This window comes from Hafnia paralvei ATCC 29927 (genome assembly GCF_001655005.1).
Lineage (GTDB): Bacteria > Pseudomonadota > Gammaproteobacteria > Enterobacterales > Enterobacteriaceae > Hafnia > Hafnia paralvei.
Genome location: NZ_LXET01000041.1, coordinates 102,872 through 120,485, shown reverse-complemented (window position 1 = coordinate 120,485; position 17,614 = coordinate 102,872). Strand labels below are relative to the sequence as shown.

Annotated in this window: 18 protein-coding genes; 10 read left to right on the top strand and 8 right to left on the bottom strand. The window is 48.7% G+C overall.

Annotation, left to right across the window (positions count from 1 at the left end; all coding sequences use genetic code 11):
• Positions 1–192: 192 nt before the first annotated feature.
• The 3 genes from M988_RS10975 to mdtI all read left to right on the top strand — a co-directional run bounded on the left by M988_RS10975 (position 193) and on the right by mdtI (position 2,203).
• Positions 193–834 (top strand): bifunctional 4-hydroxy-2-oxoglutarate aldolase/2-dehydro-3-deoxy-phosphogluconate aldolase, encoded by a 642-nt coding sequence (locus M988_RS10975; RefSeq protein WP_004090231.1) that lies wholly within the window; start codon positions 193–195, stop codon positions 832–834.
• 621 nt (positions 835–1,455) lie between these two features.
• Entirely contained in the window at positions 1,456–1,887 is a 432-nt protein-coding gene (gene mdtJ, locus M988_RS10970; protein ID WP_008813314.1) for a multidrug/spermidine efflux SMR transporter subunit MdtJ, read from the top strand.
• Complete coding sequence (gene mdtI / locus M988_RS10965; protein WP_004090227.1) at positions 1,874–2,203, top strand: multidrug/spermidine efflux SMR transporter subunit MdtI; 330 nt, start codon at positions 1,874–1,876, stop codon at positions 2,201–2,203. The genes mdtJ and mdtI overlap by 14 nt, the downstream gene beginning before the upstream one ends.
• 50 nt (positions 2,204–2,253) lie before the next feature.
• Here the strand turns inward: mdtI and M988_RS10960 are convergent, their stop codons facing one another.
• The 4 genes from M988_RS10960 to M988_RS10945 all read right to left on the bottom strand — a co-directional run bounded on the left by M988_RS10960 (position 2,254) and on the right by M988_RS10945 (position 6,390).
• On the bottom strand, positions 2,254–3,438 hold the full coding sequence (locus M988_RS10960; protein WP_008813315.1) for a MalY/PatB family protein: 1,185 nt from the start codon (positions 3,436–3,438) through the stop codon (positions 2,254–2,256).
• Entirely contained in the window at positions 3,438–4,892 is a 1,455-nt protein-coding gene (gene nhaC, locus M988_RS10955) for a Na+/H+ antiporter NhaC (RefSeq protein WP_061060101.1), read from the bottom strand. Before nhaC ends, M988_RS10960 begins: the two co-directional genes overlap by 1 nt.
• Positions 4,893–5,037: 145 nt before the next feature.
• The gene (locus M988_RS10950; RefSeq protein WP_004090221.1) at positions 5,038–6,042 is read right to left on the bottom strand and encodes a LacI family DNA-binding transcriptional regulator; all 1,005 of its coding nucleotides are present in this window, start codon (positions 6,040–6,042) and stop codon (positions 5,038–5,040) included.
• 3 nt (positions 6,043–6,045) lie between these two features.
• Positions 6,046–6,390 (bottom strand): RidA family protein, encoded by a 345-nt coding sequence (locus tag M988_RS10945; RefSeq protein ID WP_064574131.1) that lies wholly within the window; start codon positions 6,388–6,390, stop codon positions 6,046–6,048.
• Between the two features lie 237 nt (positions 6,391–6,627).
• Here M988_RS10945 and M988_RS10940 point away from each other — a divergent pair, with 237 nt between their 5' ends.
• The 4 genes from M988_RS10940 to M988_RS10925 all read left to right on the top strand — a co-directional run bounded on the left by M988_RS10940 (position 6,628) and on the right by M988_RS10925 (position 10,584).
• Positions 6,628–6,945: a monooxygenase gene (locus M988_RS10940; RefSeq protein WP_004090217.1), complete on the top strand. Its 318-nt coding sequence runs from the start codon at positions 6,628–6,630 to the stop codon at positions 6,943–6,945.
• A gap of 148 nt (positions 6,946–7,093) precedes the next feature.
• Positions 7,094–9,013 (top strand): DNA repair helicase YoaA, encoded by a 1,920-nt coding sequence (yoaA, locus tag M988_RS10935; protein ID WP_039187700.1) that lies wholly within the window; start codon positions 7,094–7,096, stop codon positions 9,011–9,013.
• A gap of 192 nt (positions 9,014–9,205) precedes the next feature.
• The gene (tsaB, locus tag M988_RS10930) at positions 9,206–9,907 is read left to right on the top strand and encodes a tRNA (adenosine(37)-N6)-threonylcarbamoyltransferase complex dimerization subunit type 1 TsaB (RefSeq protein WP_039187701.1); all 702 of its coding nucleotides are present in this window, start codon (positions 9,206–9,208) and stop codon (positions 9,905–9,907) included.
• Between the two features lie 65 nt (positions 9,908–9,972).
• Complete coding sequence (locus tag M988_RS10925; protein ID WP_004090212.1) at positions 9,973–10,584, top strand: Slp family lipoprotein; 612 nt, start codon at positions 9,973–9,975, stop codon at positions 10,582–10,584.
• Positions 10,585–10,639: 55 nt separating this feature from the next.
• Here the strand turns inward: M988_RS10925 and rluF are convergent, their stop codons facing one another.
• A complete protein-coding gene (rluF, locus tag M988_RS10920) occupies positions 10,640–11,521 on the bottom strand; it encodes a 23S rRNA pseudouridine(2604) synthase RluF (RefSeq protein ID WP_008813320.1) in 882 nt (293 codons plus the stop codon).
• A 453-nt stretch (positions 11,522–11,974) separates the two neighbouring features.
• Here rluF and fadD point away from each other — a divergent pair, with 453 nt between their 5' ends.
• The gene (gene fadD / locus M988_RS10915; protein ID WP_008813321.1) at positions 11,975–13,657 is read left to right on the top strand and encodes a long-chain-fatty-acid--CoA ligase FadD; all 1,683 of its coding nucleotides are present in this window, start codon (positions 11,975–11,977) and stop codon (positions 13,655–13,657) included.
• A 118-nt stretch (positions 13,658–13,775) separates the two neighbouring features.
• Positions 13,776–14,891, top strand: a complete 1,116-nt coding sequence (gene rnd, locus M988_RS10910) for a ribonuclease D (RefSeq protein WP_064574130.1) — start codon at positions 13,776–13,778, stop codon at positions 14,889–14,891.
• Between the two features lie 385 nt (positions 14,892–15,276).
• On the opposite strand, the gene minE is transcribed toward rnd, so the two are convergent.
• The 3 genes from minE to minC are packed head-to-tail and all read right to left on the bottom strand — an operon-like array spanning position 15,277 to position 17,071.
• Entirely contained in the window at positions 15,277–15,546 is a 270-nt protein-coding gene (gene minE / locus M988_RS10905) for a cell division topological specificity factor MinE (RefSeq protein ID WP_004090202.1), read from the bottom strand.
• 3 nt (positions 15,547–15,549) lie between these two features.
• The gene (minD, locus tag M988_RS10900; protein WP_008813323.1) at positions 15,550–16,362 is read right to left on the bottom strand and encodes a septum site-determining protein MinD; all 813 of its coding nucleotides are present in this window, start codon (positions 16,360–16,362) and stop codon (positions 15,550–15,552) included.
• Positions 16,363–16,387: 25 nt separating this feature from the next.
• Positions 16,388–17,071 (bottom strand): septum site-determining protein MinC, encoded by a 684-nt coding sequence (gene minC / locus M988_RS10895; protein ID WP_008813324.1) that lies wholly within the window; start codon positions 17,069–17,071, stop codon positions 16,388–16,390.
• A gap of 136 nt (positions 17,072–17,207) precedes the next feature.
• Here minC and M988_RS10890 point away from each other — a divergent pair, with 136 nt between their 5' ends.
• Entirely contained in the window at positions 17,208–17,492 is a 285-nt protein-coding gene (locus M988_RS10890) for a YcgL domain-containing protein (RefSeq protein ID WP_008813325.1), read from the top strand.
• Positions 17,493–17,614 lie beyond the last annotated feature (122 nt).

Genomic DNA, 17,614 nt, shown 5'->3' with positions numbered 1-17,614 from the left:
ATAATTAGAGCTACATCATAGCGGCATGCAAATGAATCCGATGAATTGATTCAGGTCAGTGGTTCGGGGGAAGGTGTGCTGCTAATACTGATGCGGCTGTAAGGATGACGGGGACGGCAAGGTTTTTCGGTTTGAAAACCACAGCGCCAGCCATAACTATCAGCCGCAAGGCACAGTGGAGATAATAAACAGATGAAAAACTGGAAAGTAAGCGCCGAGTCAATCATGACCGCAGGCCCGGTTGTACCTGTAATCGTAATCAAAAAATTGGAGCAGGCTGTGCCTTTGGCAAAAGCCCTGATCGCTGGTGGTGTGCGTGTATTGGAAGTGACGCTGCGTACCGAGTGTGCGGTTGAAGCTATTCGTCTTATCGCGAAAGAAGTACCAGAAGCTATCGTGGGTGCGGGTACGGTTACCAACGCTAAACAGCTCGCAGAAGTGACCGAAGCGGGTGCTCAGTTTGCTATCAGCCCAGGACTGACCGCTGACCTGCTGAAAGCCGCCACTGCGGGTTCAATCCCACTGATCCCAGGTATTAGCACTGTTTCTGAACTGATGCTGGGTATGGATCATGGTCTGAAAGAGTTTAAATTCTTCCCAGCTGAAGCGAACGGCGGTGTTAAAGCACTGCAGGCTATTGCGGGTCCATTCTCTCACGTTCGTTTCTGCCCAACTGGCGGTATCAACCCACAAAACTATCGCGATTATCTGGCACTGAAAAGCGTGCTGTGCATCGGTGGTTCTTGGTTGATCCCTAACGATGCGCTGGACAATGGCGACTATGCGCGCATTACTGAACTGGCTAAAGAAGCCGTTGCCGGTGCAAAAGCGTAAAATATTTTGTCCATATTGCGTGAGCACCAAAAGCGTTGCTTTATGCATAGCGTATGATAGTTAAGCAATGCTAACCTGTTGAGGCTCCACAGAAATCAAGCCGCCAAATCTTGGCGGCTTTCTTTTTTAATTATCTAACTTGCTTATTTATATTCATTTTTCTAAGAAAACTTGTCAAAACGGGGTTTGCTTAATAAAATTGCCTATGATACAAATAATGCAGTTAATTAAATCTGATGAGGACACTGAACAAACCGTATGGTAGGGAGTAGGTACGGGGGAAGATGTAAACTATTATGAAAACTCACAATCGCTTGATGATTAAAACTTCTACATATCTCTTATTCATTTCTACAACGCTGTCTAGTGAACATCACTGGTGTAGCGAGCTTTAGCTTCTCTCTCCACTCTCGGTAGCTGATAAAACCAGCGGCTTAACCTGTTGCTGTCTGCGTTTATCCTAACCGAATAATTCTTACCGATTCGCATTTTACGCTGGAACACCAATAACGGTTTTCCAAAGTGTAATTTAGACTTCGTGCGCCTATTTACGGGCATGATAGCGCTAAAAGTTAAAAAAATAGCGGGTCGAATAAAAAATAAAACTCTGTGGAGAGAAAAATGATTTATTGGATCTTTTTGGCATGTGCTATCGCGGCCGAGATTATCGGTACGCTGTCAATGAAATGGGCGAGTCTAAGCGGTGGTATGACGGGCAACATCGTTATGCTAGTGATGATCACCATTTCTTACATCATGCTTTCGTTTGCGGTGAAGCGCGTTGCTTTGGGCGTGGCTTACGCATTATGGGAAGGCATCGGTATTCTGTTTATTACCCTGTTCAGCGTGCTGTGGTTTGATGAAAGCATGTCCATGATGAAACTGATGGGCTTGGCAACGCTGATTGCGGGTATCGCGCTGGTTAAATCGGGTACGGTAAAAACAAAAAAATCCCCTGCGAAAGCTGGTGAGCAGAAAAGCACCGTAGCAGCGAAAACCAAACCTGCGCAGTCAAAATCCAACGTAACAGGAGGCAATCATGCAACAGCTTGAGTGGTTCCATATCGCGTGGTTAGCATTAGCCGTAGTACTCGAAATTTTAGCCAACATATTTCTTAAGTGGTCGGACGGTTTCCGTCGTATCTGGATGGGACTGCTATCCTTAGCGGCGGTACTGGGGGCGTTTAGCTCTCTGGCACAGGCGGTTAAAGGCATCGAACTGTCGGTTGCCTATGCGCTGTGGGGCGGTTTTGGTATCGCCGCTACCGTTGCTGCCGGATGGATTTTGTTCGGTCAACGTCTGAATAAGAAAGGTTGGGCGGGGCTAACGCTGCTATTGGCCGGTATGATTATGATTAAACTGGCTTAATGGTTTTGACGTAAAATGAAAGGCTGCCAAATGGCAGCCTTTTTTGTCTCTTAACGCTGGGGTTTGATGCGGATTAAACCTTCTATTGCCTGTTCTAGATAGCGGCGAGGGCAACCCAAATTTAAGCGGATAAAGCCCGAGCCGTGAGGGCCAAAACCAGCCCCCATTGACGGCGCGATACCAGCGCACTCTGTCATGATCATCTTTAAGTCGTCATCGCTAACGTTTAGTGAGCGGCAGTCCATCCAGATAAGATAGGTTCCCTGAGCTGGAGATATCTTCGCCCATGGTAAATGCGTCTTAACCTGTTCAACAAACCAATCGCGATTAGCGGCTAGATAAGCCAGCATTTCGTCCAGCCATTGGGCCGAACTGCGGTAAGCTGCGCTGGCGGCCTCCATAGAAAGAGCATTGAAAACGTCCAAGCCGTGGGCGTTTAAACGCTCAATGAAGCGAGTTTTTATCTCGTTATTGGGGATCAGGAAGTTGGATATCCGTAACGAAGATAGACCAAAGGTTTTGCTGGCAGAGGTCGCTGCAATCACGCGTGAGTGCCAGCGTTCGCCCAGATGTAGCACTGAAGTAAACGTTGAACCGGGTAATAACAAGTCGGCCCAAATCTCGTCGGACAGCACCGTAACATCATATTTTTCACACAAGGTTAGAAGCTGGGTCAGTTCTTCTTTAGACCAGCAGCGGCCAGTGGGGTTATGCGGATTACACAGGAGAAACAGCGTCGGTTTTTGCTCACGGAACACCGTCTCTAACTGCGCAAAGTCCATGACGTAGCCCAGTGTTTCATCTTCCACTAACGGGTTTTCGAGCAGTTTTCGTTGATTCAGTTGGATAATTTTTGCAAAGGAACCGTAGTAGGGGCCTTGAACGACTACGCCGTCGCCCGATTGGCTCAGCATTTGGATTAATAAAGACAGGCCAGGAACCACGCCTTCAATGCTACAAATCCAGTCGGGGCTAATTTCCAACTGGTGGCGACGAGCAAACCAGTTGATAAGCGCGGCGTAGTAACCCTCATCACGCTCGCTGTAGCCGAAGACACCATGATCGACACGGTTGTGCAATGCTTCAAGCACGTTAGGTGGGCAGGCAAAGTCAAAGTCTGAAACCCACATTGGCAACAAATTATGCGTTTGCATATTTTGATAGCGATCCATGAAATCCCATTTTACTGAACCGGTCGCATGGCGATTGATGATCAGGTCAAAGTTAGTTTCCATTATAAATTCTCCTCGCGGCTTTGTACTGCTGTTGGTTCAGGCTGTGCTTTAGCAATGCCAAAGCCGGTAAATCCGTAAATCAGGGCAAAGAAAATGGCTGAGTAGCACTGCACCGCCCAAGGCAATAAATCGAGTGTACTTACGCCGAGCGTGGTTGCCATATAGACACCTGCAGCGGTCCATGGGATCAGCGGTTCAATAACCGTACCGGCATCTTCGATGGTGCGAGACAGGTTTTTAGTATCCAGCCCCATGCGACGATAGGCATCCTGATAAAGTTCAGCGGGAACCAGCAGAGCCAGTTTGCCGTCGCTGGTGGCGCCGGTAACGAGGATAGTGGTGCCGATAGTGGCAGCAATCAGTTGGCCAACGGAGTGAATAACGGTTAACAGACGATTGATGATAATGGTGAGTGCACCGGTGAGCGTTAGTGCTCCGGCAAACGAGAATGCGCAGAACACCAGCAGAATTGTGCTCATCATAGAGAACAATCCACCGCGGTTTAGCAGGCGAGGGACGTCAGCAATGATACCTTCAGCGCCTTGTGGGAACATCGACAGGTTGAAACCATCCATGAAGGCATCAAGTCCCTGCTTAACGCTCAAACCTTGTAGCCAAACACCAAGAATAATGGCGAGAACGCAGGCCGATAACATCAATGGAATAACAGGTTTTTTACTGATAGCACCCCACAGCACAATGACGGGAGGCAGAATCAGCACAATATTGAAATGGTAGAGACCGTCTAGCGCATTGATGATGTCGGTGACGCGTTGTGGTGTTGCCACGTCCCCCATCATGCTGCTGTGTCCGGCGATCAAATAAACAATGGTGGCCAGAATAAAGCTGGGGATGGTGGTGTACATCAAATGCTGGATATGCTCAAACAGCGTGGTATCGGCAACGATAGCCGCGAAGTTAGTGGAGTCAGACAACGGAGATATTTTGTCACCAAAGTACGCGCCTGAAACTACTGCACCCGCCGCCGCCGCTAAGGGAACATCCAGACCTGAAGCGACTCCCATCAAGGCAACACCCACGGTGCCCGCAGAGCCCCATGATGTCCCTGTACAGACAGAAACCACGCTAGTCAGGAAGAACGCGGCAATAAGAATATACTGCGGGCTGATGAGTTTTAGCCCCCAGTACACCATATAAGGGATCGTGCCGCTGAACATCCATGTACCGATGAGGCCGCCGACGCAGATAAGGATCATGACCACAGGCATCGCTTTAGCCAATTTGCTAACGATGGAGTTAATGACATCATCCCAGCAGTACCCCTGCCAGTAGGCTAAACCTGCGGCAATGGCGGCGGAGCATAAAAGCAGGGGTTCGATACGTAATCCCATTACGCCATAACCCACGATGAGCAGTGTCAGCATGGAAATTATGGGGATTAAAGCCAGCCCTAGAGAGAGCGTTTTTTTGTCGTTGTTTTCTTTCGCATTCATGATCGTGCTCCAGATTTGTAGGATTGGCTTAGCGTAAAGGGAATGGGGCTGTTCAAATGTGATCGACAGAAAGCTGCTATGTAATCGCTTACATGACAAATTAAAATGAGAGATACATCACGGTTGTGAGCATTGACGACCCAATTTACTCGCTTAAACAAATCACTGAGTCGCGCTCGATCAGCCCCGCTTCGAATCGCAGGGAGCGAGGAGGGGGAGTCTGTTGTTGGGAAAGTTGTATGGCAAGCATGGCGGCACGACGAGCCATTCGTTCAACAGGATAGTGCATGGTCGTCAATGCAGGATAGAGATAACGTGCTAGGACAACGTCGTCAAAGCCGATCAGCGAAAGCTGTTCGGGTAACCGAATATCACGCTGATGTAATGCGCGCATCATGCCGGCAGCCATCACATCGTTAAATGTGAAAGCTGCGGTGAATGGAACTCCGCTATCTAACAGCTTTTGTGCCGCGATTTCGCCGCCTTCTTCATCAAAGGGAACGCTGATAATCCAACTTTTTTCCGGCATGATGCCGTACTCTGACAGCGCCATGCGGTATCCTTCGAGCCGTTGTTGCCGATCGTCAATGGGTAAATCCGAAGTGATGCAGGCAATGCAACGATGACCTTTTTGTAACAGATGGCGGGTAGCTTCGCGCGCCGCTGATAGATTATCCAGCCACACACAGCGATTAGCTGATGACGCTATATAGCGATTAACGATCACCATGGCGGGAGAATGGGCGCTGTAGCGAACCAGCTCTTGATCAGACATGCGGGTTGCATGAACCACAATCGCTTCGCAGCCCTGATTAATCAGGAAATCCAATCCTGATTTCTCAAGTTCGGCTTGGTGACCACCGCTGCATACCATGAGACGGAAACCTTGCTGTCGGGCAACTTCTTCCACTCCGCGAGCTAAGCGAGCGAAAAAAGGATCGGCTAAATTACCCGTTAATAGCCCTAGCATGTCGCCGCTGCGTTTGGCCAATGCCAGTGCAGCGGCGTTACGCCGATAATTCAGATCGCGCATGGCTTTTTCCACTCGCTCTCTGGTTACCGGCTCAACGTACGATGTCTGATTGATCACTCGCGATACGGTTGCGGTGGAAACACCGGCACGCAGGGCAACATCTTTCATCGTGGCCATGAATTAACGCGCCGCAATAATTTTGATTTCAACTTTGTACTTAGGGTTCATCAGCTTGGCTTGAACCGAGCAACGAACCGGTGCTTTCCCTGCCGGAACCCAAGCATCCCAAGCGGCGTTCATGGCTTGGAAATCGTCACTGTTGGCCAGAAAAATGGTCGCATCGAGAATACGAGTTTTGTCAGTACCTAGCTGATTTAGGATCATATCGATGGCGGCCAATGCGTTAGCGGTCTGCGACGTTGCATCGTCATCTAGATTCTCGGGAACGCTGGTGTAATAGATGGTGTCATTGAATACGGTGGCGTCAGACCAGCGCTTTTCTGGATTGATACGTTCGATAGACATAGATAACTCCTTGTAGTGTTGATGATTTATACCCTTCATGCATGAAGCCACCTCTGCGTTGAAGGCCACGTAGTGCGCCCCAAAAGACTCAGGTCAATTCTGATCTAGCACCTATTATTGGGGGTATAACAATATATTGAGTATATCGAAAACCGATGAAAAACACTGCTTTCTGCGGCAAGTATGTGGCATTCTCAATAGTGACAGACAAGAAATAGAAAACATAAGGAGTCACAGATGACCGTATTATTGCAAATCGACTTTAAAATGCCGGCAGAAATGTTGGGTGAGCGTTTGGCCGAATTGGCAACGCCGCTGGCACAAAGCATCACTCAGGAGCAGGGTTTTATCTCAAAAATCTGGACTGAAAATGTTGATACTGGCGAAGCCGGTGGGATCTATCTGTTTAACGATAAAGCGAGTGCCGAGCAGTACGCCGCGATGCATATAAAACGCGTTGCGCAGATGGGGGCAACAGATATTCGTAGCCGCATTTTTGATATTAATATCCCACTCACCCATATTACGCGTGGCAATCTTAAGCCTGCGGGGTAAGCGTCTCTACGCTGATATCGATAAGGGCCGCCGCTGTGCGGCCTTACTTTTTTAAGCTGTGAGTAAAACTGACTAAAAATGAAAGTGGGTGGTTGTTACGCCGATCACTTGGCATAATCACGCCTTCACTGATTGAATGAGAGGCTGTGTGACAGACGATTTCGCGCCCGATGGCATACTGACAAAAGCAATACGGGGTTTTAAACCGCGTGAAGCACAACAACACATGGCCGAAGCTGTCACCAAAGCGATTCAGTTTAAAGAGGAACTGGTTGTGGAGGCGGGAACAGGGACGGGGAAAACCTATGCCTATCTGGTTCCTGCGCTTCGTTCTGGCGCAAAGGTTATTATCTCCACGGGATCAAAGGCGCTACAGGATCAACTGTACGCACGAGATTTGCCCACGGTGCGTGATGCCCTGAAATTTGCTGGGAAGTTAGCCTTACTCAAAGGTCGTTCTAACTATTTATGCCTTGAGCGCTTAGAACAACAGTCGATGGTTGGTGGTGAATTGGCGTCTGAGGCACTCTCAGATTTGATGCACCTGCGCGGCTGGGCCATTCAAACCGAAGATGGCGATGTGAGTAACTGTCACGGCGTATCGGAAGACAGCATTATCTGGCCGCTGGTCACCAGCACTAACGACAACTGTCTTGGCAGCGATTGTCCACAGTATAAAGACTGTTTCGTGGTGAAAGCGCGTCGGCGCGCCATGGATGCCGATATTATCGTGGTCAACCATCACTTGTTTTTAGCCGATTTGGTCGTGAAAGAGACCGGCTTTGGTGAGCTTATCCCTGATGCCGACGTCATGATTTTCGATGAAGCACATCAGTTGCCGGATATTGCTAGCCAATACTTTGGTCAGCAGTTGACCAGCCGCCAACTGATGGATTTGGCAAAAGATATCACCATTGCCTACCGCACTGAGGTGCGAGATACCGCGCAATTACAGAAGTGTGCGGATAGGCTGAGCCAGAGTGCGCAGGACTTCCGCCTAGCACTCGGCGATCCGGGCTATCGTGGCAATTTACGTGAGGCGCTGGCATTACCGGAAGTTCAACGTGCGCTGGTGTTGCTCGATGATGCTTTGGAGCTGTGCTACGACGTCGTGAAAATGTCGCTGGGACGTTCTGCGCTGTTAGATGCGGCATTTGAGCGAGCCACGACCTATCGTAATCGCCTTAAACGTCTACGTGATGTGTCCATACCCGGTTACAGCTATTGGTATGAGTGCAACTCACGTCACTTTGTGATGGCGCTTACGCCGCTGACCGTAGCGGAAAAATTTAACGAAGTGATGAAGGATAAACCAGGCTCGTGGATTTTCACTTCAGCGACGTTAGCGGTTAATGACGATGTTTCACATTTCACTGCGCGTCTTGGCCTGAACAAAGCCAAAAGCCTGCTTTTGCCGAGTCCATTTGACTATGCAAATCAAGCAATGCTCTGTGTACCACGCTTTTTGCCCACGCCAAACCAGCGTGGTGCGGCACGTCAGTTGGCAAGAATGCTCAGGCCAGTGATTGAAGCTAATGAGGGGCGCTGTTTTTTCCTCTGTACCTCTCATGCCATGATGCGCGATTTAGCCGAAGAGTTTCGCGCGACCATGACGCTGCCCGTGCTGTTGCAGGGCGAAACCAGCAAGCCACGTCTACTGGCAGAATTTGTTGCCGCAGGGAATGCCTTATTAGTGGCAACCAGTAGTTTTTGGGAAGGCGTCGATGTGCGGGGAGACACGCTTTCCTGTGTGATTATCGATAAACTGCCGTTTACATCACCGGATGATCCGCTGCTGAAAGCGCGAATTGAAGATTGCCGCGTTCGTGGCGGCGATCCTTTCGCAGAGGTTCAACTTCCTGACGCGGTGATTACGCTCAAGCAGGGCGTGGGACGATTGATTCGTGATACCAGCGATCGCGGCGTAGTGATTATCTGCGATAACCGTTTAGTCATGCGTCCATATGGCGAGGTTTTCCTCAATAGCCTGCCTCCCGCACCACGTACCCGAGACTTGAATAAGGTCATCGAGTTTCTTAAGGCGGGGAATCCATCAGCGATTGAGTGACGTTGCCCATGTCCGATAGAAGAAGGGGATTGAATGATTGCGCCGTGGCGGCGCTTGTGGCCTTACGATAACCAAATGTCGTGATGCAACGAGCTATCGTCATACACCCTTCAGAGGCATCGATTGGTTGGCTGTGCTATCATCTGCGCCTGATTTATCTCTACTCATTTAATTGTCCCACCCGAGGTTTGCATGTCCACGCGAATTTTAGCGATTGATACGGCAACAGAAGCCTGTTCTGTTGCGCTCTGGAATAATGGCGAAAAACATGCGCTGTTTGAAATCTGTCCACGCGAACACACACAGCGTATTTTGCCAATGGTGCAACAGATATTGGCTGAGTCTGGCGTATCGTTAAACCAGTTGGATGCACTGGCCTTTGGTCGTGGCCCCGGCAGTTTCACCGGAGTACGCATCGGTATCGGCATTGCTCAAGGATTAGCCATGGGCGCAGATCTGCCGATGATTGGCGTTTCAACGTTGGCAACTATGGCTCAGGGCGCATTTCGACAGATGGGTGCCACGCAGGTGCTGGCCGCCATTGATGCGCGTATGGGCGAAGTTTATTGGGGGCAGTACCAGCGCCAAAATGATGGCGTGTGGCTGGGAGAAAACACCGAGGCAGTTTTCACGCCAGAACGCGCACAGCAAAATGTCATGGCGCTGGCGGGGGAATGGGCGAGCGTTGGCACCGGATGGGGAACCTACCCAGACATGGCAGCAGCGACGCCCATTACGCTGGTCGATGGACAAATAACGCTGCCTCAGGCTGAAGATATGCTGCCGTTGGCGCTGGTGGATTTTGCCTTAGGTAAGATGACGGCAGTGGAAAACGCGCAGCCTACTTATCTGCGCAATGAAGTCACTTGGAAAAAACTTCCGGGGCGTGAATAATTCAGGCAACTTCTGTCTAAACTAGCAGTCATATGAAAGAGATAGTTAGTTTTGGAGAATTAAATATGCCTTCTAAGCACTGGGTTCGTCGGTTAGTCAGCGTGGCGATCGTTTGTAGCCCGCTGTTGTTGTCTGGATGTGTCACCATTCCAGACTCAATCAAAGGCACGTCTGCAACGCCGCAGCAGAATTTTGTTGCAGTGCATAATGCTCCTGATTTGTACGTAGGTCAGGAGTCTCGCTTCGGCGGAACCGTAGTGAATGTGGTTAATCAAAAAGATGCCACGACGCTAGAGATAGCGGTGATGCCGCTGGACGATACAGCCAGACCCATTCTTAACCAGCCGTCAGTGGGGCGTTTGATCGCTAAGAGCCCGACATTCTTAGATCCGGTTGATTTTAAAGGACAGCTTGTTACGGTCGTAGGGCCATTAACGGGTAGCGTTGAAGGTAAAATAGGGAAAACGCCTTATACCTTCGTGACGATGGATATACAGGGCTATCAGCGTTGGCACATCACGCAGGAAATCGTGATGCCGCCTCAGCCATTTGGTCCTTGGGATTATGGCTATGGGGCTTATGGTCGCGGTGGATTTTGGGGACCCGGCTTTGGCCCTGGTTGGGGATGGTATAATCCTGGTCCGGCACGTGTCCAAAGCGTAGTGACAGAAAACTAATGAACGCTCGCGTTTAAAACAAAGCCCCGATTTCGGGGCTTTGTCGTATTTGAGATTAACGGCCTTTCTTCTTGCGTCCAGGCTGAGTAAATCGCTTACGTGAAGAGGCATCGGCGCTGCTGCTTTTCCCCGCAGGTTTTGCCCCCTTGTTTGGAGGGCTCTTCGCTGCGGCGGGTTTTGCCTTCGGCTTGGCCTTTTTAGTCGGTTTCGCCTCAGAAGAGGAGTCTTCTATCGCTTTAAATAATTCGATAAGCTCATCGTCGGTCAAATCACGCCATTCACCTAGCGGGAGTCCAGATAGACTGACATTCATGATACGCGTGCGTTCGAGCTTAGTGACTTCATAGCCGAAGTGTTCGCACATGCGGCGAATTTGGCGATTTAGCCCTTGTACTAAGGTGATGCGAAACACAAACGGGGCTTCTTTTTTTACTTTGCATTTTTTTGTAACGGTGCCGAGAATTGGAACGCCAGCGCCCATTCCCCGAATAAATTCATCGGTCACCGGCTTGTTCACGGTAACCAAATACTCTTTTTCATGGTCATTACCGGCGCGCAGGATTTTGTTCACCAGATCGCCGTGGTTGGTCAGGAAAATAATGCCCTGAGAGTCTTTGTCTAAACGGCCAATGGGGAAAACGCGCGTGCTATGGTTGACGTAATCAACGATATTGTCCTTCTCGCCATTTTCCGTGGTGCTCACGATACCAACGGGTTTATTCAGCGCAATCAGAACTAAATCATCAGCATCACGCGGCTCGATGAGCTGACCATTCACCTTGACCACGTCACCAGCGAAAACCTGATCGCCAATTCCAGCACGTTTGCCGTTGATAAAAACATGCCCTTGCTCAATATAGCGATCGGCGTCGCGTCGTGAGCAAATGCCACTTTCACTGATGTATTTGTTAAGACGCGTGGATGAATTGGTTAGCATGGTTCCCTCCGATAAACAGCGGAATATACATGAGTTGAGCGCTGATACGAACATCGATTTATCATATTGGTGGATGTACTGCGTTCAGCTCATGCCAGCTGTTTCAAAGATAGACGTTTGCAGCGGAAAAAACAGGCATAGTGGCGATTTATTAGCCGGAAATAGTGCTAATTTTACAGAAAGTTACTCTTTTTGATATTATACCTACAGCGGCCTTGAGGCCGCTTTTTGCTTTTATGGCAGGCGCCATTTTTTACCGCGTCTACTACCGTGGCTACGCTAATTTTAGTGATGCATATCGCAACCTGAACATTGTTTTTCCATGAACTGGTACGCTGAGTTAAAATTTTGTTAAACATTGGATATTGTTCTGTTGTTTTTCATGGCTAACAGTGCGGGTGTGCGATGCAAACAAGGCTTAAACAAGAAAACAATTTTTACGGGAGAACGACCTTGGAAAAGGTTTGGCTTAAACGATATCCTGCAGATGTGCCTGCGGAAATCGACCCTGATCAATACGCCTCTCTGGTAGAGATGTTCGAGCAGTCGGTCGCGCGATTTGCCGATCAGCCTGCGTTCATCAATATGGGGCAGGTGATGACCTTCCGTAAGCTTGAAGAGCGTAGCCGTGCATTCGCGGCCTATTTACAAAATGAGCTGGGACTAAAAAAAGGCGACCGTGTGGCACTGATGATGCCTAATCTGTTGCAGTATCCGATTGCGTTGTTCGGCGTGCTGCGTGCCGGTATGGTGGTGGTGAACGTGAACCCGCTATATACGCCGCGAGAACTTGAGCATCAGCTAAATGACAGCGGTGCCAGCGCGATTGTCATCGTGTCAAACTTTGCGCATACGCTTGAGAAAGTGGTGTTCAACACGCAAGTTAAGCACGTGATTTTAACCCGAATGGGCGATCAGCTTTCAGCGGCGAAAGGCACGTTGGTTAACTTTGTCGTGAAATACATCAAGCGCTTAGTGCCTAAGTATAATCTGCCTGATGCCATCTCTTTCCGCTCAGCGTTACAGCGTGGTCGCCGTTTGCAGTACATCAAGCCTGATATTACCAATAATGACCTCGCATTTTTGCAATACACCGGAGGCACTACCGGTGTAGCAAAGGGGGCGATGCTAACCCACCGCAACATGCAGGCGAATTTGGTGCAGTCACGCGCCGCATATGGTCCGCTGTTACATGAAGGCCATGAGCTGGTGGTCACGGCTTTGCCGCTTTACCATATTTTTGCGTTAACCGTTAACTGCCTGCTGTTCATTGAAATGGGGGGCTGCAACTTGATGATTACCAACCCACGTGATATTCCGGGTATGGTAAAAGAGCTAAGCCGCTATCCATTTACCGCGCTGACCGGTGTCAATACGTTGTTTAATGCGTTGCTGAACAACGAAGATTTCCGTGAGTTGGATTTCTCGACGCTGCGTTTATCGGTGGGCGGTGGCATGTCGGTACAGCGCTCGGTTGCGGAAAAATGGGAAAAACTCACCGGTCGTCATTTGCTCGAAGGCTACGGGTTAACCGAATGTGCGCCTTTGGTTTCGGGTAATCCTTACGATCTACAGCATTATAGTGGGAGTATTGGTTTGCCGGTGCCGTCCACCGATGTGCGTTTGGTGGATGATGAAGGTAATGAAGTGGCTCATGGAGAAGCCGGAGAGTTACAGGTGAAAGGCCCACAGGTGATGCTAGGATACTGGCAGCGCCCAGAAGCTACCGATGAGATCCTCAAAGACGGCTGGTTATCTACTGGAGATGTGGTGACCGTGGATGACGAGGGTTTCTTGCGCATTGTCGATCGCAAAAAAGATATGATATTAGTATCTGGTTTCAATGTTTATCCGAATGAAATCGAAGAAGTTGTCTCGATGCATGATAAAGTGCTCGAGTGCGCAGCTATCGGCGTGCCAAGCGAAGCCTCCGGTGAAATGGTGAAAATCTGTGTTGTGAAGAAAGACCCTTCACTGACTCGCGATGAGTTGATTGCACACTGTCGTAAGCATCTCACGGGCTACAAGGTGCCGAAAAGCGTAGAGTTTTACGATGAATTACCAAAGTCCAATGTAGGTAAGATCCTACGCAGAAAATTACGTGAGGAGCAGACGGCCTCGAAAGGCGCCGCATAGCTTCTTGCGACTCTAAGAGATAAACGTTGACGCCGGTTGTGACCGGCGTCATTTTTTGTACTGATTAAATTATCTGGCGTACCAAGTCTGTCAGAGAAACGAAAATGAGAATGATGTTTTGAATTATCAGTTAATTACTACCAGCAGCGATCTCAAGCAAGTTTGTGAGCAGGCCAGCCGCCACGCCTACATCGCGTTAGATACCGAATTTGTACGAACTCGCACCTACTATCCTCAGTTAGGGTTGATTCAGCTTTTTGACGGCGAAACTCTGACGCTGATCGATCCGTTACCGATTACCGATTGGCAGCCGTTTGTTGCTCTGTTGAAAAATCCAGAAGTCACCAAACTTCTCCATGCGTGTAGCGAAGACCTTGAAGTTTTCTTGCATGAGTTCCAGACGTTGCCAACGCCAATGATCGATACGCAAATCCTTGCCGCATTCACGGGGCGTGCATTGTCGTGTGGTTTCGCAGCCATGGTGAACGACTACCTGCAGGTAGAATTAGACAAGAGTGAATCTCGCACCGATTGGTTGGCACGTCCGTTGACTGAACGGCAGTGCGAGTACGCGGCAGCAGATGTTTTCTATTTGCTTCCGTTAGCCGATAAGTTGATCGCTGAAGTCGCAGAGGCAGGGTGGTTGGATGCCGCACAGGATGACTGCTTATCTCTGTGCCGTCGCCGTCAAGACGTCGTCGATCCTGCTTTAGCCTATCGCGATATTACCAACGCGTGGCAATTGCGAACTCGACAGTTGGCATGTTTGCAAAAGCTTGCTGAATGGCGCCTTAATCAGGCGCGTCAGCGCGATATGGCCGTGAACTTTGTGGTACGTGAGGAAAATCTTTGGCAGGTTGCTCGCTATTTACCCACCTCTCAAGGGGAGTTGGGGGAGCTTGGTTTGAGCGGTCCAGAAATTCGCTTCCATGGTAAAACGCTGGTGGCACTGGTGGCTGAATCGGCGAATATCCCTGAGTCACAGTGGCCACAGCCCGTTGAGCGTTTGGTCGATCACAGTGGCTATAAGCACGCGTTCAAAGAGTTAAAAACAGCGATACAGAATGCGGCTGAGCGCAGTGGTTTAACGGCAGAGTTGATTGCCTCACGTCGCCAGATAAATGCACTGCTAAGCTGGCACTGGAAGCTTAAAGATGAACAGCCAGAACTATTGCAAGGCTGGAGAGATAAATTGGTGGGTGAGCAAGTAAGAGTCATTCTTGCGGCGCTGTAATGGATGTGTCGCTAATCATTGCTAGCATATAAGAATAAAGGCAGCCACAAAATGGCTGCCTTTATTTATTAGATAACCCAGTATGACTTAACTCAGCTTTCTTCAAACTGAATTTCTGTGTTGAGTAAGTGATGAGGCTTTCCTTCACTTATGCTTTCAATACAACTCACATTATTATGGGTATATATCAAAGATAAAGCTGCAATATAAAAACAATACTTAAAGAAAGATGCCTATATGATTAGTCTTAAATTTAATGAAAAATAATAAATATTAGGAATAATCTTGATAGTACTATTCTCGAAATTCATTGTTTACTAAAAGGTCTGTTTAAATATACAGGCGTTCCCTTATATTTCTATAAGAGAACGTCAGGATAACAAAATCATTTAGCGGCTTCTTCTGCTTCAGGCAAGGTGACGTTTAGCTCTAATACCGAAATATCATCGCCTTTTTGTTCAAACTGCACTGTTAGCATCTCTGGATCTATCTGCACATATTTACAAATAACAGCCAAAATATCGCGTTTCAACTGGGGTAAATATTGTGGTTCACTATCACCGCGACGTCGCTCCGCAACGATAATTTGCAGCCGTTCCTTGGCTATATTGGCTGTCGGTTTTTTGCGCGACAGGAAGAAATCAAGTAATGCCATGTTTTATCCCCCGAACAGGCGTTTCAGGAAGCCTTTTTTCTCTTCTTCAACAAATCGGAATGCACGCTCTTCACCTAGCAAACGATCAACCATGTCTTGGTAAGCCTGACCGGCGTCTGACTCTTTGTCTAGTATAACAGGTTCGCCTTGGTTTGATGCGCGCAGCACGGATGGGCTTTCAGGAATCACGCCAACTAATGGAATGCGCAGAATATCCAATACGTCTTCCATGCTCAGCATATCCCCACGGCTAACACGGCCTGGGTTATAGCGAGTCAACAGCAGATGCTCTTTGATTGGATCTTCACCTTTCTCTGCGCGGCGTGATTTAGACGCCAGAATACCGAGGATTCGGTCAGAGTCACGTACAGAGGAGACTTCTGGGTTAGTGGTAATAATGGCTTCATCGGCAAAATACAGAGCCATCAGTGCGCCTGTTTCAATGCCCGCTGGGGAGTCGCAGACGATGAAGTCAAACTCCATCTCACCCAAATCATTCAGGACTTTTTCAACGCCTTCATGGGTCAATGCGTCTTTGTCGCGGGTTTGTGACGCCGGAAGAATGTAGAGATTTTCTGTACGTTTATCTTTAATTAACGCTTGATTGAGGGTCGCATCGCCCTGAATTACGTTAACAAAGTCATACACTACACGACGTTCACAGCCCATAATTAAGTCTAGATTACGTAAACCGATGTCAAAGTCGATAACAACGGTTTTCTTACCTTTTTGGGCCAAACCGGTGGCGATGGCTGCGCTAGATGTGGTTTTGCCAACGCCCCCTTTACCGGATGTAACAACAATAATGCGTGCCATGTATATGGGTTCCTTGTCGAAGGGCCTAGAATAGAGGTTGTATAGTTAAGGCACTGTCGCTCAAATTGAGTCTGGCAGCCTGCCCATAAAAAGCTTCAGGGATCTGATCGCTCAACCAGTACTGACCGGCGATAGACACCAGTTCAGCGGCAAGATGAGCACAAAAGATCTGACTGGATGTATCTCCGCTGGCACCAGCAAGTGCGCGTCCACGCATCATGCCATAAATATGAATATTGCCATCGGCGATGATTTCAGCGCCAGCACTGACGCTGCTAGTAACGATAAGATCACAGTCTCGTGCATATATCTGCTGACCAGACCGAACCGGCGTGCTAATGATGCGGGTTTTTACCGGTGCAGGTGGCTCGGGTAACACGACAGGCTCACTTTTCTTAATACCTTTCCCTTCACTTAACAAAGGCAGGCCTGCGCGGGTTATAGCACGTTTAAGCCCTTCATCGGTGCAACCACTTACGCCAATGACATGCAGCCCAGCTTCGGTAATGGCCTGTTGTAATTTCTGCCAGCTTGCGCCTTCAGGGACGTTAGCAATGTTAATAACAACAGGGGCATTTTTCAAAAAAGCGGGCGCTTGCTCGACTTTTTCGATTAATGCCTCACGTATTACCTCCGGTTGCGAATTATGCAAATGAACAACCGAAAGAGTAAAACTGCTGCCTTTTAGTTCTATTGGCGATTGTGACATCTATCCTGACTCAGTTTCAGCAACTTTAAATCCCCGGAATAACCACACAGGGGGTGATATTCCGATGTACATTAAGCATGTTATAGTCAGTGTTATATCTAGGCAAGTCGCCGTCTGAATTAATTAGAGTGAAAAAATGATTTGTACCATTTACAGAAGTTCAAAACGCGATCAAACCTATCTTTATGTCGAAAAAAGAGACGATTTTTCTCGGGTGCCTGAAGAGCTGATGAAAAGTTTTGGGCAGCCGCAATTAGCGATGATGATCGATTTAGAGAGCAAAAAGAAACTCGCCACGGCGGATATTGAAAAGGTTAAAAATGACTTGAAAGAGCAAGGTTATTATTTACAACTTCCTCCACCGCCGGAAAGTTTGTTGAAAATGCACATTGCACAGGCAAAAAAGTCAGCGGATGAATGAATAAGTGTGATGCTATTCACATAAATATCGTGCGCCGAGGGGGCTTGGCGCAAATCCATTGAAGTGATGGTGAGAGCAGCGGTAGTTTCGTACACCGGAGATTTCGTACACCGGAGAGTGAG